Here is a 15,423-nt window from a genome sequence, read left to right on the forward strand (position 1 = left end):
AGCGGGCGGTGTCGGCCCGCTGACCGAGGGCTGGGCGTCCGGCGAGGCCGCGCAAACCGATCCGCGGCCTCCGGCGCCCATTCCCGGCCGGGTACACGGTACTGGCATCGCCGGATCGACGCTCGGGGACGAGCACCGGGTTGTCCCGAAAACACTGCGCGGCAACATGTTTCGTGGTCACGATCGTGCCGCGTGTCGGGCCCGGAAGAGGCCGGATCGATGTCCGGAGATCGCCGACGCGGCGCCGTCGAGCGACGTCCGGAACGACCCTCGAGGACCAACAGCAACTATTCGGCAACCGAAACTAGAGGCGATCGTTACCCCGCCCCGTAAGGATTGCCATCAGATAACAGGTCGCTCCGCTCGACGACAGGAGGCTCGCGTGCGCGTCGGCGAGATCCGCCCCGCCGAGCTCCCGGGGTACCTGGGCATCCACGGCCGCGGTGACGCGGTCCGCGTGATCGCGGTCCTGCTCAGCTCGATCAGCGCGGGCCTGGCGATCATGATGCCGATCTCGTTCAGCTGGTTCGCGCTGGCCGCCTCGCCCTCGATCGATCTGCTCATCATGAGCGTGCCGCAGTCCATGGCCGCGGGCGCGATGGTCGCGGTGATCGCGGTCGCCGTCCCGATCGGACTGTGCAGCCGCCGCGTGGCCTGGTACGCGGCGGGGGTCGCGCTCGCGGGGATGTTCGTCAATCACGCGGCGCTGCACTGGGCGAACTTCGACTCGCTGAGCACGCTGAACTACATCGATTCGCTGCTGGCCGGGGTGGTGATCGGCGCGATCCCGGCGGCGGTGTGGACCAATCCGGCGGCCACGGGCGCGTACCTGTTCGGCTGCCTGGGGTCGATCGTGCTGGGCGATCTGGCCCAGCCGCCCGCCGAGACCGGCTCGACCAACCGGTTCGAGGCGCTGCTCGGCGACGCGCCGCCGATCTGGCTCGTCGGCCTCGCGGTGGTGTTCATCGGCTGGAATCTGGCCGTCGACGCGCACCGGGCGCCCGCCAAACATCCCGGTTCGCTGCTTCCGCTCGCGCCGATCGTGGCCGGAATGATCGCGGTGCTCGGCATCCTGATCTCCTCGACCTGGTTGGCGCACAGCACCTCTCGGCCGGGCGTGCCGGTGGCCGGGGTGGCGCTCGTCGTGGTCACCTCCCTCGTGGCCGCGCTGATCCTGCCCGCCCGCGACGGGGTGATGCTCCTGCTGCTGGTGGCCTACGCCGCGTCGGGCAGTGCCGTTGTCGCCGTACCGCATCCGTGGTGGGTGAGCGTGCTCGTGGTGGTCATGGTGGCGATCGGACTGCTGCTGGCCCGGCGGTGGCCGCGCCCGTGGCTCGCGCTCGCGGCGTCGGCGGCGCTCGCGGCCGCGGCGGCCCTCACCGCCGCGACCGGCCTGTCGGGCGGGGTGTGCGCGAGCCTCGGGGCCCTCGCCATCGGACTGGTCGGCGGCTACAACGTGGTCGCCGCGCTGCCCGGACGGGCGACGAGCGCGGTGGTGGCCCTCGTGGTGCTGTTCGTGCCGTCGGCGGGAGTGGCCCTGCGCGGCCGGTCCTTCGGGCGGATCAGCTATTCGCCGCGCTGGTACCGGCTCGTCCAGGTCACCCACGACCCCGGACCCGCGCTCGCCGCGCTGGTGATCACGGCCGGATGCGCGGCCGGGATCTATCTGCTGTGCCGGGAACGACCGCCGAGCGGACGCCGTAGGGGTCCGAGCCGTGTTCGGCGCGACGGGGAGCGGCGCGCGCTCGTATGATCTGCCGGTGCCCGCGAGACGAGCGTTGCTGGCGATCCTGGTGTTCATGGTGCTGCCGTGGAGCGCGCTGCCGGTGGTCGAGGCCCAACCGCTCCCGGTGGCCTGCGGAACCCCGCTGTCGGACAGCGAGATCGGCGACCTCGCGGCCCTCAGCGATACGACGACGCTCACCGGAGATCCGCTGCGGCGGCTCGAGGACGCCGTCGACCGCCATCACCGGATCACGGAAATCCTTGTCGCCCACGGTGATCGGCGCGGCCTGTTCTCCCTCGGGCTGGACACCGTCGAACAGTCCGCGGTCATGCCGCTGCAACACGATCCGGCCGCCTTCGCCTCGCCCGACTACGCCCACGCCATCAGCCTCGAGCTGCTGCGCCGCTACCTGGACAACCTGCACGGCGAATTCACCGGTGGCCCGGTCGAATCGCACTGGGCGAACTACTTCGACCTCGCCCAGCGGTGCGACGTCTCCCCGGCCCGCGCCGCCATGGCCGGATACAACGCCCACCTCACCGTCGACCTCGCCTACTCCGTCGCGGCCGTGGGCACCCGCCCCGAGAACGCGAGCGACTACTTTCGCATCGTCGGCGCCATCGGCGACGCGGGCTTCGAGATCGTCGACCGCACCGAGGCCGTCTACGCCGCCGACCTCGGCCCGCTGTGGCGCTTCTACTTCCTCGGCGAGGGCCTGGACCGCCTCCTCGGCGCGGGCGTCGCCACCCGCCCCCTGCTCCGCACCGCCGACCTCGGCTTCAACGTCGTCGTCTTCGGCAACGGCCTGGCCCTGCGGAACCCCGCCGCCCACGACGCCACCGCCGCCGAGATCCGGGCCCTGTTCACCACCGCCGACGTCGCCTTCGAGGTGCTGGCCCGCCTGCACGCCCTGTGATCGCGGGCTCCGCTCGGCCTCAACCCTGTTCGCCGAGGGCCCGCTCGTAGGCGCGCAGCACGCGCACCACCGTCTCCCGTTCGGCGCTCGATGTTCCGTGCAGGGCCGTGCGCCACGCGGCCGCGCTGCCGCCCAACCAGGCGTCCACCGCCGCGAGCTGGTCCGGGGCGATGGCGACGATGCGGCGGCGGCGGTCGGTGTCGTCCTCCCGGCGGACCAGGATGCCGCCGCGCGACAGGTCGGCGACCATGAGGCTCACGGTCGTGGGCGCGATCTCGAGCCGTTCGGCCAGTTCGCCGACCGTCAGCGAACCCTCGAACTGGAGATAGGCCAGCAGCGACAGATGCCGCGGGGCGAGGTCGTGACCGCCCAGGGCCGCCGGGACGCCGAGGCGTTTGGCGCGCCCCACGAGGCGGGGCATGAGCAGCAGCAGCGCCCGCACGGTGTCGTCGGTCGAGAATGCCATTGCGCGGCCGATCCTTTCGACTTACCTTTGAGGACAAAGATGTTTTGCCCACAACGCTTCGGAGCCATCATGCCGCACCTCACCCTGCACGCGCTCGAACCTCAGCTCGCCGGGCGCGAGGACGCCCTCGTCGCCGGGCTCACCGACGCGGTGGTGGCCGTGTATGGCGAGTGGGCGCGGCGGTTGGTGGCGGTGCGGCTCGTCGGTGTGCCGAGCGGGCGCTGGGCCGTCGGGGGAGTGCGCGGCGAGAACGTCGCGCCCAGTGTCGAATTCGGGATCAAGGCCGGTGCGCTCGCCCGTCCCGACGGTCCGGAGATCGCGGGGCGGCTGGCCGCGGGGGTGACCGATGTCCTCGCGGAGGTCTTCGGCGAGCGGTTCCGCGACGACATCATGGTCGAATTCCATCCGCAGCACGACGCGCGGATCGCCCTCGGCGGACGCCTGCTCGACGCGGCCGGGTCCGCGTAACCCCTCCCGCACGGCCCCGAAGCGGGTCGCCGGGCCGGTCACCGGGCGACGCGAGCCACCGCCATCGCAGTTGAATCCCCTGGTCACGGCCGGTGCGAAGGCCGTGTCGGACGGCGTAACTGGACGTTTACCTCCCGTGCTTGTCGCGTAACGCGGCCCCGGCGCACGCTTCGGACATGTCGTTCCCCACCCAGGCGAGATTCCGTGACCAGCTCCGCGAGGTGCTGCCCTCGGCCTCGCAGCTGCTGGCCCGCCGTCTGCACGACGTGTTGCGGGCGGCGCTGCGCGGGGGCGCCTTCGCCGAGGGCAGACTGCCGGGCGAGGCGGCGCTCATGGCCGAGTACCAGGCCCCGCGCGACGCGGTCCGCGAGGCCCTCGATCTGCTGCGCCGGGCCGGGTTGATCGAGCGGCGGCGGGGTATGGGCACGATCCCCGTCCGCGCGGAATACGTTGTGCCCAGCGCGCTTCCGCCGGTCGGGCGCCCGCTCGAGGAGCATCTCGCCCTCGGGCACATCACGCCCCGCCTGCTGCACTGGGCGTGGCTGCCCGCGCCCGCGGTGATCGCCGCGCGCCTGGACGCGGTCGAACCCGGCGCCGATTGCCTGTGCGTGGAATACGTGCTGCGCGTGGACGATCGGCCGATCGCGGTGTTCACCAACTACCTGCGCGCCCCCGAGGCCGGGCGGGTCGACCAGGCCGCCTTCGTCGGCGACTTCTACGCGCTGCTGCACCACGGCGGCGTCGACATCGACAGCTTCGACATCGGCATGCAACCCGCCCGCGCCGACGACCACACCGCCGCCCTGCTGCACATCCTGCCCGGCGAGCCGGTGATGCTGCTGGAGCAGGCAATTCGCAACCGGGACGGCGAGATCGTGGACTACGCCCTCGGAACCTGTTGCGGCGACTTCCAATTCCGCGTCGACCGCGTCACGCGGGTCGACGTCAACGGCACCGTGCGCCGAGCACCGTTCGAGGAGTGAGATCATGACCACCGTCGTACCCACCGTCCGCACCCTGAGCGAGGCCGCGGCGGCCCTGCGCGGCCGCGAGATCAGCGCCACCGAGCTGATGGAGCAGGTCCTCGCCGCCGCCGATCGCCACGACGACGAGGTGGGCGTGTTCCTCCACCGGTTCGACGAGGACGCCCGCGCCCGGGCCCGGCAGGTCGATGAACGCCTCGCCGCCGGGGACGCGCTCGCGCCGCTCGACGGAATACCGTTGGGGCTGAAGGACATTCTCGCCCATCCCCAGGGGCCCACCACCGCACAGAGCCTGGTGCTCGATCCCGCGTGGGGGCGTACCGAAGGCCACAGCATCGCCGCGGCGCGGTTGGAGGCGGCCGGGGGGATCTTCGTCGGCAAGACCACGACGATGGAGTTCGCGATCGGAGTTCCCGACCCGGACAAGCCGTTTCCGGTCCCGCGCACCCCGTGGGATCTCGAGCGCTGGGCGGGCGGTTCGAGTTCGGGCTCCGGCAGCGGCGTCGCGGCCGGGATGTTCCTCGGGGCGGTGGGCACCGACACCGCGGGCAGTATCCGGATCCCCGCCGCGTTCAACGGCATCACCGGCCTGAAGCCGACCTTCGGGCGGGTGCCGAAATCCGGTGTCGTCCCGCTGGGCTACACCCTCGACCACGTCGGTCCCATGGCCCGCAGCGCCGCCGACTGCGCGCTGCTGCTGTCGGTGCTCGCCGGGCACGATCCGTCCGATCCCTACAGCGCGCGCGTCCCGGTCCCCGACTACCCGGCCGCGCTCGTCGGCGATCTGACCGGGATCACCGTTGGCGTGGACACGCTGGACCGATTCGCCTCGGGCGGAACCGATCCCGCGCAACCCGGCCGCTTCGCCGCCGCCGTCGACGTGCTGCGCGCGGCGGGCGCCGAGATCGTCGAGGTCGAACTGCCGATGTATCCCGAACTGACCGCCGTCGATATCGTGGTCATGCTCGCCGAGGCGCACGCCTATCATCGCGGCGACCTGCTCACCCGGTGGGACGACTACGGTCGCGGCACCCGCATCATCCTCGCCGCGGGCCAGGCCGTCAGCGGGGCGGATTACGTTCAGGCGCAACGGGTCCGGCGCGTCGCCGCCGCTCGCGTCGCCGCGCTGTTCGACACCGTCGACCTCATCGCCACCCCCACCGGCCACCTCGGCGCCCCGCGCCTGGACTCCATCGACCAGCACGAGCCGCTGTCGGTGCTGCCCTCCCTGCACACCCCCTACTGGAACCCCCTCGGCAACCCCACCCTCGCCCTCCCGATCGGCCTCTCCGCCGCGGGCACGCCCCTGTCGATGTCGTTGTCCGGCAGGCATTTCGACGAGGCCCTGGTCCTGCGCGCCGGGGACGCCTTCCAACGGCGCACCGACCACCACCTCGCCCTCCCCACCGCACTCACGAAGGACGCCCGATGACCACCTGGACCACCGACCCGCGGGAGCACGAGGCGGTCGACACGCTCACCCGCTTCGTCGCCGATCTCGCCGCCTCCCTGCACGCCGTCGCCGACGCCCGATACGCCGATCCCAGTGGAGGTTTCGTCGTCGCGGAGTGACACGCCCACCCCATTGTCAAACGGAGAAGCTCTCCATATAGTGATACCCGGAACCGGAGAAAGTCTCCGGTAATGGGAGGGGAGTGCGATGGCGGCGACGGTGACCGTGGCGCGGGCGCGCGAGCGACTGGGCCGGGTGGGCGTCTGGGTGAACAATCAGGTGACGGCCGTCGCGCCCGCCGAGGAGCAGCGGCGGGCGGTGGTCCGGATCGAGGAGCTCGGCTTCGGCTCGGCCTGGACGGGCGAAAGCCCCGGCGGCAGAGACATTTTCGCCAAACTCGGCATCTGGCTCGCCGAGACCGATCGACTGGTCGTCGGGTCCGGCGTGGCGAATCTGTGGGCCAGACCGGGGAGCACCATGGCCGCCGGAGCCGCGACCCTCGCCGAGGCGTACCCGGAGCGGTTCGTGCTCGGCCTCGGCGTCGGATTTCCCCGCCAGGCCGAGAGCCTCGGCCGCGCCTACGGCCGCCCGCTCGCCCGGATGCGGGAGTACCTCGACGAGATGGACACGATCCCCGACCCGGCTCTCGTCCCCACGGCCGCGCCGGAGGCGCCCCATCCCCGGGTACTCGCGGCGCTCGGTCCCAAGATGCTCGCCCTCGCGAAAGACCGTGCCGACGGGGCACATCCGTACGCCGCCCCCGTCGAGACCACTGCACGCGCCCGGGAGATCCTCGGCCCCGACAAGCTGCTGATCCCGGAACAACTCGTCGTCTACCACCCGGACCCGGCTGAGGCCCGGGAACGCGCCCGGCAATACCGCGCGCGAACACTGTCCGCGATGCACGTCATCGGCGGCGTGGCGGGATCGCCCTACGGCCGCAACCTGCTTCGCCTGGGCTACACCGAGGAACAGATCAGCACCGTCGACGACGCGGTCGTCGACGCCCTCATCGCCCACGGCGACGAGGAGGCCATCGCCCGCCGCCTGCGCGAACATCTCGCGGCGGGTGCCGATCACGTCCTGGTCAATCCCGTCGGCGCCGACCTCGCCACCATCGTCGCCACCCTCGAACGCATCGCCCCGGCCGTCACCGGCCTCTGATCCGAGGAGCCGTCATGCCGATCTCGCCGCAGCTGTCCCTGCCCCTGCGCACCTTCACCGACGACCCGGCCTTCGACTGGAGCCGGATGCTCGCCGCCGCCCGCGCCATGGACGACGCCGGAGTCGACCGGGTGGTCGTCTCCGATCATGTTGTGTTCGGGGAGAATTCGGACGCCTACGCGGACCCGTCCCTGGGCGGTGTCGCGGGCGGGCGACAACCCACCGGTCCCGACGGCCAGTGGCTCGAGCCGCTGACGGTGCTCACCGCCCTGGCCGCGACGACCACGAGAATCCGGCTCGGCACCGCGATCCTGCTGGCGGCCCTGCGGCGACCGGTGGTGCTGGCCAAACAGCTGGCGACCTTGGACGTCCTCTCCGGCGGGCGGATCGATCTCGGGGTGGGCGTCGGGTGGCAGCGCGAGGAATACGACGCGGCGGGCCTGCCGTTCGAGCGCCGGGGCCGTCTGCTGGACCACACCCTCGAGGTCTGCCGCGAACTGTGGACCGAGCGACGCGCCACCTATCGCAGCCCCGAACTGTCCTTCGACGGCATCCACCAGATGCCCAAACCCCGTCAGCCGGGCGGCATTCCGGTCTGGGTGAGCGGCACCGTGAACGACGCGGTCGCCCGCCGCCTGGCCCGCTTCGGCACCGGCTGGATTCCCTGGGGTCCGGCCCGGGACGACCCGGCGGGGGCCATCGCGGCCATGAAGGACCGTGTCGCCGACCTCGGTGGCGACCCCGGCCGCCTCCAAATCCAAGGCACCGCAACGATTGTCAAGCGCCCCGACGGAACTCTCGACATCGACGCCACTCTCGCCTCAGTGCCGCCGCTGATCGCCGCCGGGGTGACCGATGTCCGCATCCCCCTGCTACTACCCGGCGACGAACCCCGCGTGCGCGACCTCCTGCCCGACCTCGTCGCGGTCTTCCGCGAGGTGACCGACCGGCCGACGCCGGTCCTCGCCGCGCACGGCGAACCCGTCGAGTAGCCGCGCCGCCTGCTCGGCGGGATCGCGGTACGTGCTACCGAATCTCACTGGGCCGCACCGTCGTTCCCGGTGGCTCGGGTCAGCAGGCGATACAAGCTGGCCCGGTCCGCCGCCGAGAGGGCTCCCACGGTCTCGTCGAGCACCTCGCCGACCAGTGCCGCGCCGTCACGCCGGGCGCGTTCCCCCGCGGCGGTGGGGCGGTGCCGGATCGCCCGGCCGGGGCCGGGCACCCGCTCGATCAGCCCGCGTTCGATCATGCGCGTCGCGAGTGTGCCCATGGATTGGTCGGTTTGGAACGTGAGCTGCGCCAGTTCGCGGAGTGAGGCGTCGGGGTGTTCGTGCAGGTTGCGCAGGACGTCCCAGTGGGCGAGGGAGAGGCCGATCGTGGCCAGCCGCCGGTTGGCCTCGCGGTGATGCCGCCATTGCAGGCGCTTGATCGCCTGTCCGACTTGATACACGGAGGGTTCCACGTCGTCAGCCTAACGCAGAATCAGGTTGCTTGATTAAGCATATTGAACTAAGGTTCCTGATATAGCGATCGAGGAGAACAGCGTGAACGTCACCCTTGCCGAATTCGGCTCCACCACAGTCACTTACACCGATCAGGGCTCCGGCGCGCCGGTCCTGCTGTTGCACGGCGGCGCGGGACCCGCGTCGGTGGCGGAGTTCGCCACACTGCTCGCCGACCGTCCGGGCCTGCGCGTGATCACCCCCGTACATCCCGGATTCGACGGCACGCCCCGCCCGCCCGAACTCACCGACATCCCCGGCCTGGCCCGGCTCTACGCCGCGCTGCTCGCCGAACTCGGGCTCACCGAGGTGACCGTGGTCGGCAACTCGATCGGCGGCTGGATCGCCGCCGAACTGGCCCTGCTCCGCGACCCGCGGGTCGCCCGACTGGTCCTCGTCGACGCCGTCGGCCTCGACCTACCCCAAACCCCGATCGTCGACTTCTTCGCCCTCGATCTCGATCGCATCGCCGACCTCTCCTACCGCGACCCCGACGCCCACCGCATCGGCATCGATTCCCTTGCCCCACACCGCCTCGCCACGATGGCGGCCAACCGGGCCACCCTGCGCGAATACGGCGGCACCACCATGTCCGACCCAACCCTCCTCACCCGCCTCCCCGAGATCCCCGTGCCCACCCTCGTGATCTGGGGCGCCCACGACGGCATAGTCCCCCCCGACCACGGCCACGCCTACACCACCGCCATCCCCTCCGCCGAATTCCACCTCCTCCCCGACGCCGGCCACCTACCCCAACTCGAAACCCCCACCGCCCTGGCCGAACTCATCGCGGCCGCCACGGCGAAAGCCTGAGCGTCCCGGGTGCGGGCTCCCCGCCACCCCGGCCGCGCATTCCGAATGTCCATTCCCCAGCGCCCTGCACGACCTCGGGCCGCGGGCGTGGCGGCGAATTCGTGGATGTCCCAGGCGGATTGATCATCCGGTCATCCCACGGTAACCGGGGCTCGGGGTCTCGGTTACCGGTACGCTTGTACGGCTGCCGGACAGCGTGCTCGAGTTCGACCTCGCCGTATCGATGGGGATTGACATGCAGAATTCGCTAGAGCCACACCAGTTCAGGGTCGCGCACTTCGTGGGAACCCTGCCCGAGAAGCTGATGGCGGGGGGTGACAGCGCGGTATTGAGTTGGTTCGCCGATCAGAGCGCGGGCTGGCCCGTCACGGCGATCCCCTGCGATCTGGATCCGGAATGGATCATGGACTACCTGCGCGGCCGCCGCGAGCACGACATCTTCGAGATCCGCACGCCCGGCGACTACGCCGACTACGGCGATTTCCCCAGCTACGGCCTGCGCAAGGGCCGCACCCTCGAACCCGAGCACGTCTCGATGGGCCGCGTCGAACGGATCGACCAGGTGCTGGCCGCCTTCGACGCGCTGCGCCGCGAACGCCCGGCGCTGGCCGAGGCGAAAGTGCAGCTCAGCCAGCCCAATCCGCTGGATCTGGCGATGTTCGTGTTCGCGGGCGCGGCCGTGTCCGGCGGCCTGCCCGTCGGAAAGGCGCTGCGGCACAGCGATGTCGTGGTGCGGGCGCTGCGCAACCTGCCGGTGTTCACCGAGGCGATCGTGCGCGATGTCGCCACCGTGACCGAACGGTACGGCGACCGCGTCGTCTGGCAACTCGAATCGCCCATCGCGCTGCTGAGCATGGTCAAGGCCCAGCAACTCGGCGCGCAATGGGCCCTCGGCCCGCTGGTCGCGCGCCAGCTCGCGGGCGTCCTCATCCGGATGCGCGAGGTGGGCGCCGACACGGTGGTGCACCTGTGCTACGGCGACTACCAGCACAAGAGCCTGCTGTCCCCACGCGACCTCGCCCCCGCGGTAAACCTGCTCAATCGCGTTGCCCCCCAATTACGTTCGCGCGACATCCCGCTACCACCCGTCCACATTCCGTGCGCCTTCGGCGCCGAACCCGCCCCCCTCGAACCCGCCTTCTACACCCCCCTCCGCAAACTCGATCCGGCCTGGCCCCTCATAGCCGGTGTCGTCGCCCCCGAATCCGAGGACGACAGCCTCCAAGCGCGAAACCTGTTCGAGCGCGCAGCCAACCGCCCCGTCCACGGCGTAGCCACCGCCTGCGGCCTCGGCCGCTGCACCCCCGAAACGGCCGAACGCGCCGCCGCCCACACCGTCACCGTCGCCCGCGCGACATCCACCCCCACCTAACCCCGAAGCCCGCGCCCACCTAACCCCGGCGTCCCTGCTCGTCTCGCCCTGTGTCCGTGCTCGTCTGGCCTTGGTGTCCGTGCTTGCCTGGCCCCGGCGTCCCCGCTCGCCTGGCCGTGGTGTCCGTGCTCGCCTGGCTCGACGCCCGCGCCCGCCTAGCCCCCTGACGGCCCGTAGCGCGGAAATCGGACACGGGTGCGGGCGTTCGCTGTCGATGTTCCCGCGTGAAGGGCCACGTGGCCGCATACCTCCAGGTGGAAAGGTCCGGATCGTCGGAATCGTGGAACCGTATGCCCTTCGGTCACATTCGGGACCGAAGGGTACCTTCCGGACCGTATCGCCCGCACGTGCCGTGCGGACAGCAAACCGTTGCTATGTTGCTTCGGTGGGCGAATCGCCCTGCCCACCGAACAGTTCGAGACCCTTCCGTTCCACTGTATGGAGTCATCTCGTTGACCACCCCACACTCAGCGACACATTCCGCACCCGAGGGCGCACCCGGTGGCTGTCCCGTCGCGCACGGCGCCGCCGCCTACGCCGAGGAGCGAATTCCGCTCTACACTCAGCGATTCGTCGATGATCCGCACGCCGCCTACGCCGAGATGCGCCGCCGGTTCGGCGCGTTGGCCCCGGTCGAGCTCGCCCCGGGCGTGCCCGCGACCCTGGTGATCGGGTACAACACCGCGTTGCGAATCCTCAACGACCCCGACCACTTTCCGTCCGATCCGCGCAGTTGGCAGAAGACCGTCCCGCAGGACTCGCCGGTCCGCCCGATGATGGCCTGGCTGCCCGCCGCGCGCTACAACACCGGCGCCGCGCACGCCCGCTACCGGCAGCCCTCGGTGGCGGCGATCGACGGCATCGATCTGCACGCCGTGCCCGGCATGGTCGAGCGGGTGGCCATCCCGCTGATCAACAACTTCTGCCGCGACGGTTCCGCGGATCTCATGCGGCAGTACGCCTTTCCGCTCGTGCTCGAGGTGCTCAACCAGATGGTCGGCTGCCCGGCCGACATCGGTGAGCAGGTCGCCGCGGGCATGGCCGCCCGGTTCGAACCGGCGCGCGGCGCGGAGGGCATGCAGATCCTGAAAGTCGCACTGATGGAACTGATTCGGCTCAAGCGCGAACAGCCCGGCGACGACGTGACCTCGCGCCTGGCGGCCCACCCCGTCGGTCTCGACGACGTCGAGGTCTTCGCCCAGCTGATGAGCTTCTACGGCGCGGGTTTCGAGGCGCAGCGCAACCTCATCTGCAACGGGCTGCTGCTCATGATGACCGACGAGCGGTTCCGCTACGGCGATGTGCTCGGCCGCAACCTGTCCACGGTCGACGCGCTCGACGAGGTGTTGTTCAACGACCCGCCGATGGCGAACTTCTGCACCACCTACCCGCGTCAGCCGATCATGATCGGCGGCGTCTGGCTGCCCGCCGATCAGCCGGTGCTGATCAGCATGGCCGGCTGCAACAACGATCCGGAGGTGCGCGGCGACGGCGATCCGGGCGGCAGCCGCGTCGGCAACCGCTCGCATCTGGCGTGGAGCATCGGCCCGCACGCGTGCCCGGCGAAATCGGTGGCGTACCTGACCGTGCAGCGCGCGATCGACGAATTGTTCGACGCCCTGCCCGATCTGGATCTGGCCGTGCCCGCCGACCAGCTGACCTGGCGGCCGGGTCCGTTCCATCGCGCGCTCGCGGCGCTGCCGGTCGTGTTCCCGCCGTCCCCGCCGTTGACCCTCCGCTGAGCCCGACCCGTCGCCGTGACCGCGCGCGGTCACGGGCGGGGGGCGGCGTGTCGCCCGAAACTCCCCGAGCGGCGGCCCTCTGCAATGATGGGATGAATGAGCGACGTCTTGCGCAGGAATCGGGTGGTCGTCACCGGTCCGCCGGAAGCCCCCACGCTGGTCCTCGCGCACGGATTCGGCTGCGACCAGGGCTTGTGGCGCCTCGTGGCGCCGGTGCTGGCCGAGCGGTTCCGGGTCGTGCTGTTCGATCACGTCGGCTCGGGCGGATCGGATCTGTCGGCGTGGACGCCGCAGCGGTACTCGACCATGGCCGGATACGCCGAGGACGTCCGCGAGGTGTGCCGCGCGGCCGGGCCGGAACCCGTTGTGCTGGTGGGACATTCGGTCGCCGCGATGATGGGTGTGCTGGCCGCCGCGGCCGAACCGGAGTTGTTCCGCGGGCTGGTGCTGCTCGCGCCGAGCCCGTGCTTCCTCGACGACCCCGCGACCGGATACCGGGGCGGCTTCAGCGTCGCCGACATCGATGAACTGCTCGAATCCCTGGACGCGAACTACCTCGGCTGGTCGGGCGCGATGGCCCCGGTCATCATGGGCAATCCGGAACGCCCGGAGCTGGCGGCCGAACTGGAGACCAGCTTCTGCCGCACCGATCCCGAGATCGCGCGGATGTTCGCCCGCGTGACATTTCTCTCCGACAATCGCGACGATCTGGCCGCGGTCTCGGTGCCGACGCTGGTGGCCCAGTGCTCGAACGACGCGATAGCCCCGCGCGAGGTGGGGGAGTTCGTGCACGCCCGCATTCCGGGCAGCCGCCTGGTGACCCTGGACGCGACCGGGCACTGCCCGCAGCTCGCCGCCCCCGAGGAGACGGCCGCCGCGATCACCGAATTCGTGCGTAACCTGTGATGATGATGTGCCGCGCGGGCGGCCCGGATCCCGAGCGGCTCGGTCTCGACCCGGACGATCCCGACCAGCGGGCGGAATTCACAGCGCTGTTGGAGGACGACGTCGACGATCTGTACGAGAACGCACCCTGCGGATACCTGTCCACCCTGCTCGACGGCCGCATCGCCAAGATCAACACCACGCTGCTGACCTGGCTCGGTTACCGGCGGGAGGATCTGGTCGGCCGCCGCCATTTCAACGACCTGCTGACCGTCGGCGGCCGGTTGTATCACGAGACCCACTTCGCACCCCTGCTGCGGATGCGGGGTCACCTCAGCGGCATCGCCCTGGAACTGCAAGCCGCCGACGGCACCCGCCTGCCCGTGCTGGTGACCTCGACGGTCAAGTCCGGCGACGACGGGCAGCCGCTGCTGATCCGCACCACCGTCTTCGACGCCCGCGAGCGCCGCGCCTACGAGGCCGAACTGCTGCGGGCCCGTCGCGAGGCCGAGCGCGACCGCGAGCGCCTGCAACGGCTCAACGCGACCCTGCAACGCACGCTGCTGCCCGCCGCGCTCGGATCCGTCCCGGGCATGGACGCCGCCGCGCACTATCACGTCGCCTCGGTCGACGAGGTCGGCGGCGACTTCTACGACCTGTTCCCCATCACCGACGACACCTGGGGGTTCTTCCTCGGCGACGTGTGCGGCAAGGGCGTCGGCGCGGCCACCGTCACCTCGCAGATCCGCTACACCCTGCGCGCCGCGGCGGTCTACAACCCCGAACCCGCCGCCGCTCTGGCCCATCTCAACGAGGTCATGGTGCGCAATCACGAGCCCGGCGTACTGCGCTTCTGCACCGTGATCTACGGTCTGCTCGTCCTCGACCGCGATCATCCCGAGGGCCCGCGCGTCACCGTCACCCTCGCCTCCGGTGGTCATCCCGCGGCGATCCTGTTGCGCGGCAACGGTTCCGCGGCCTATCTGCCCACGCCGGGCGGTCAGCTGATCGGCGCGCTGCCGGAACCGGACATCGTCACCGTCACGCGCACCCTGCGGTCGGGCGACACCCTGCTGCTCTACACCGACGGGCTGATCGAGGCCCGCACCGACGACGGCTACTACGGCGAATCCGCCCTCCTCGATTTCGTCCGCTCCCAGGCTCCGGCGTCGGCCACCGAGATCGTCTCGGCGGTAACCGAACTGCTCGAATCGTTCGGTTCCGGCGTCACCGACGACACCGCCGTCCTGGCCTTGCACGTGCCGTAACGGGCTGCGGCACAAGCGGCGACGGCCGCGCACTGTGACCGCGCACGACGATCGGCTAATTCCCGGTGAACCAACCGGCCGGTGCGTACCGTGCCGCGTATGGAGCCTGCCGGATCGATTCTCGTCGCCGCCGTGGGCATCGAGCCCCCGGTCCGCACCGGCGTGCCGTGGCTGCGCTGCACCGACGGCACCACCTACCGCATGCCCGCCGGACAGCTCGACTGGGCGCTCGGCCTGATCGCCGCCGAGACCGAACACCAGCGGCTCACTGGCACCACCATGTTCCCGCTGCGCCTGCCGATCGGCGAAGGCTGGTGTGCCACAGCAGATCTCACCGGTCGGCGGCCGAGTGGATGCGTACCTCGGGGAGCGCCGCCGCGCCCGGCTGCCTGATCTCGGTGAGCATGTGGTCGGAATGCCCTGCCGCACGGGCCTTTTCGGCGTACTCGGCCGCCTTCGCCGCCGAAAACGTGGGCATTGTCGGCCCCTGCTCGCCGCGAATTCGATCGAGGCGCGACCATGGCCCTCGGCGCGACCCTGCACACCGTGGGCGTCCACCTCGCCGACGCCGATCGCGGCGTCCACGAGGGGCGACCCGCACGCGCCCGGCGATGATCGTCGCGAGCCTTGGACACGGGGAACGTGATGCGCTTGGATGCGCTGGG

The 15,423-nt window shown here is 71.0% G+C and carries 16 protein-coding genes; 14 read left to right on the forward strand and 2 right to left on the reverse strand.

Features of this window, described 5'->3' with window-relative positions:
- Positions 1 to 382 precede the first annotated feature (382 nt).
- Together ACWDSJ_RS00750 and ACWDSJ_RS00755 are read left to right on the forward strand one after the other, a co-directional pair.
- On the forward strand, positions 383 to 1,753 hold the full coding sequence (locus ACWDSJ_RS00750; RefSeq protein ID WP_450028585.1) for a hypothetical protein: 1,371 nt from the start codon (positions 383 to 385) through the stop codon (positions 1,751 to 1,753).
- A 7-nt stretch (positions 1,754 to 1,760) separates the two neighbouring features.
- Positions 1,761 to 2,642, forward strand: a complete 882-nt coding sequence (locus ACWDSJ_RS00755; RefSeq protein WP_450028586.1) for a DUF5995 family protein — start codon at positions 1,761 to 1,763, stop codon at positions 2,640 to 2,642.
- Between the two features lie 19 nt (positions 2,643 to 2,661).
- Here the strand turns inward: ACWDSJ_RS00755 and ACWDSJ_RS00760 are convergent, their stop codons facing one another.
- The gene (locus tag ACWDSJ_RS00760; protein ID WP_450028587.1) at positions 2,662 to 3,108 is read right to left on the reverse strand and encodes a MarR family winged helix-turn-helix transcriptional regulator; all 447 of its coding nucleotides are present in this window, start codon (positions 3,106 to 3,108) and stop codon (positions 2,662 to 2,664) included.
- Positions 3,109 to 3,177: 69 nt separating this feature from the next.
- Here ACWDSJ_RS00760 and ACWDSJ_RS00765 point away from each other — a divergent pair, with 69 nt between their 5' ends.
- The 6 genes from ACWDSJ_RS00765 to ACWDSJ_RS00790 all read left to right on the forward strand — a co-directional run bounded on the left by ACWDSJ_RS00765 (position 3,178) and on the right by ACWDSJ_RS00790 (position 8,168).
- A complete protein-coding gene (locus ACWDSJ_RS00765) occupies positions 3,178 to 3,576 on the forward strand; it encodes a tautomerase family protein (protein ID WP_450028588.1) in 399 nt (132 codons plus the stop codon).
- A 176-nt stretch (positions 3,577 to 3,752) separates the two neighbouring features.
- Positions 3,753 to 4,559: a GntR family transcriptional regulator gene (locus ACWDSJ_RS00770; RefSeq protein ID WP_387357372.1), complete on the forward strand. Its 807-nt coding sequence runs from the start codon at positions 3,753 to 3,755 to the stop codon at positions 4,557 to 4,559.
- A gap of 4 nt (positions 4,560 to 4,563) precedes the next feature.
- Positions 4,564 to 5,991 (forward strand): amidase, encoded by a 1,428-nt coding sequence (locus ACWDSJ_RS00775; protein WP_450028589.1) that lies wholly within the window; start codon positions 4,564 to 4,566, stop codon positions 5,989 to 5,991.
- Positions 5,988 to 6,131, forward strand: coding sequence for a hypothetical protein (locus ACWDSJ_RS00780; protein WP_450028590.1), 144 nt, complete (start codon positions 5,988 to 5,990; stop codon positions 6,129 to 6,131). Before ACWDSJ_RS00775 ends, ACWDSJ_RS00780 begins: the two co-directional genes overlap by 4 nt.
- Before the next feature lie 88 nt (positions 6,132 to 6,219).
- Positions 6,220 to 7,176 (forward strand): TIGR03620 family F420-dependent LLM class oxidoreductase, encoded by a 957-nt coding sequence (locus tag ACWDSJ_RS00785; RefSeq protein ID WP_450028591.1) that lies wholly within the window; start codon positions 6,220 to 6,222, stop codon positions 7,174 to 7,176.
- A gap of 14 nt (positions 7,177 to 7,190) precedes the next feature.
- Positions 7,191 to 8,168, forward strand: coding sequence for a TIGR03619 family F420-dependent LLM class oxidoreductase (locus tag ACWDSJ_RS00790; protein ID WP_450028592.1), 978 nt, complete (start codon positions 7,191 to 7,193; stop codon positions 8,166 to 8,168).
- A gap of 44 nt (positions 8,169 to 8,212) precedes the next feature.
- On the opposite strand, the gene ACWDSJ_RS00795 is transcribed toward ACWDSJ_RS00790, so the two are convergent.
- Entirely contained in the window at positions 8,213 to 8,638 is a 426-nt protein-coding gene (locus ACWDSJ_RS00795) for a MarR family winged helix-turn-helix transcriptional regulator (protein ID WP_450028593.1), read from the reverse strand.
- An 82-nt stretch (positions 8,639 to 8,720) separates the two neighbouring features.
- Here ACWDSJ_RS00795 and ACWDSJ_RS00800 point away from each other — a divergent pair, with 82 nt between their 5' ends.
- The 6 genes from ACWDSJ_RS00800 to ACWDSJ_RS00825 all read left to right on the forward strand — a co-directional run bounded on the left by ACWDSJ_RS00800 (position 8,721) and on the right by ACWDSJ_RS00825 (position 15,151).
- The gene (locus ACWDSJ_RS00800) at positions 8,721 to 9,491 is read left to right on the forward strand and encodes an alpha/beta fold hydrolase (RefSeq protein ID WP_450028594.1); all 771 of its coding nucleotides are present in this window, start codon (positions 8,721 to 8,723) and stop codon (positions 9,489 to 9,491) included.
- Positions 9,492 to 9,726: 235 nt separating this feature from the next.
- Entirely contained in the window at positions 9,727 to 10,863 is a 1,137-nt protein-coding gene (locus tag ACWDSJ_RS00805) for a hypothetical protein (RefSeq protein ID WP_450028595.1), read from the forward strand.
- A 452-nt stretch (positions 10,864 to 11,315) separates the two neighbouring features.
- Positions 11,316 to 12,605 (forward strand): cytochrome P450, encoded by a 1,290-nt coding sequence (locus ACWDSJ_RS00810; RefSeq protein ID WP_450028596.1) that lies wholly within the window; start codon positions 11,316 to 11,318, stop codon positions 12,603 to 12,605.
- Between the two features lie 96 nt (positions 12,606 to 12,701).
- Entirely contained in the window at positions 12,702 to 13,511 is an 810-nt protein-coding gene (locus ACWDSJ_RS00815) for an alpha/beta fold hydrolase (protein WP_450028597.1), read from the forward strand.
- Positions 13,512 to 13,513: 2 nt separating this feature from the next.
- Positions 13,514 to 14,758 carry a SpoIIE family protein phosphatase gene (locus ACWDSJ_RS00820; protein ID WP_450028598.1) on the forward strand — a complete coding sequence of 415 codons (1,245 nt, stop codon included), beginning with the start codon at positions 13,514 to 13,516 and terminating at the stop codon, positions 14,756 to 14,758.
- A gap of 99 nt (positions 14,759 to 14,857) precedes the next feature.
- Complete coding sequence (locus tag ACWDSJ_RS00825; RefSeq protein WP_450028599.1) at positions 14,858 to 15,151, forward strand: hypothetical protein; 294 nt, start codon at positions 14,858 to 14,860, stop codon at positions 15,149 to 15,151.
- Positions 15,152 to 15,423: the final 272 nt, after the last annotated feature.

The organism is Nocardia sp. NPDC003482 (assembly GCF_053588115.1).

What these genes read in the sequence shown, in the direction of transcription:
- ACWDSJ_RS00760 (WP_450028587.1), bottom strand. Translation starts at nt 3,108, where the DNA reads ATGGCATTCTCGACCGACGACACCGTGCGGGCGCTGCTGCTGCTCATG.
- ACWDSJ_RS00765 (WP_450028588.1), top strand. Translation starts at nt 3,178, where the DNA reads ATGCCGCACCTCACCCTGCACGCGCTCGAACCTCAGCTCGCCGGGCGC.
- ACWDSJ_RS00770 (WP_387357372.1), top strand. Translation starts at nt 3,753, where the DNA reads ATGTCGTTCCCCACCCAGGCGAGATTCCGTGACCAGCTCCGCGAGGTG.
- ACWDSJ_RS00775 (WP_450028589.1), top strand. Translation starts at nt 4,564, where the DNA reads ATGACCACCGTCGTACCCACCGTCCGCACCCTGAGCGAGGCCGCGGCG.
- ACWDSJ_RS00780 (WP_450028590.1), top strand. Translation starts at nt 5,988, where the DNA reads ATGACCACCTGGACCACCGACCCGCGGGAGCACGAGGCGGTCGACACG.
- ACWDSJ_RS00785 (WP_450028591.1), top strand. Translation starts at nt 6,220, where the DNA reads ATGGCGGCGACGGTGACCGTGGCGCGGGCGCGCGAGCGACTGGGCCGG.
- ACWDSJ_RS00790 (WP_450028592.1), top strand. Translation starts at nt 7,191, where the DNA reads ATGCCGATCTCGCCGCAGCTGTCCCTGCCCCTGCGCACCTTCACCGAC.
- ACWDSJ_RS00805 (WP_450028595.1), top strand. Translation starts at nt 9,727, where the DNA reads ATGCAGAATTCGCTAGAGCCACACCAGTTCAGGGTCGCGCACTTCGTG.
- ACWDSJ_RS00815 (WP_450028597.1), top strand. Translation starts at nt 12,702, where the DNA reads ATGAGCGACGTCTTGCGCAGGAATCGGGTGGTCGTCACCGGTCCGCCG.
- ACWDSJ_RS00820 (WP_450028598.1), top strand. Translation starts at nt 13,514, where the DNA reads ATGATGTGCCGCGCGGGCGGCCCGGATCCCGAGCGGCTCGGTCTCGAC.
- ACWDSJ_RS00825 (WP_450028599.1), top strand. Translation starts at nt 14,858, where the DNA reads ATGGAGCCTGCCGGATCGATTCTCGTCGCCGCCGTGGGCATCGAGCCC.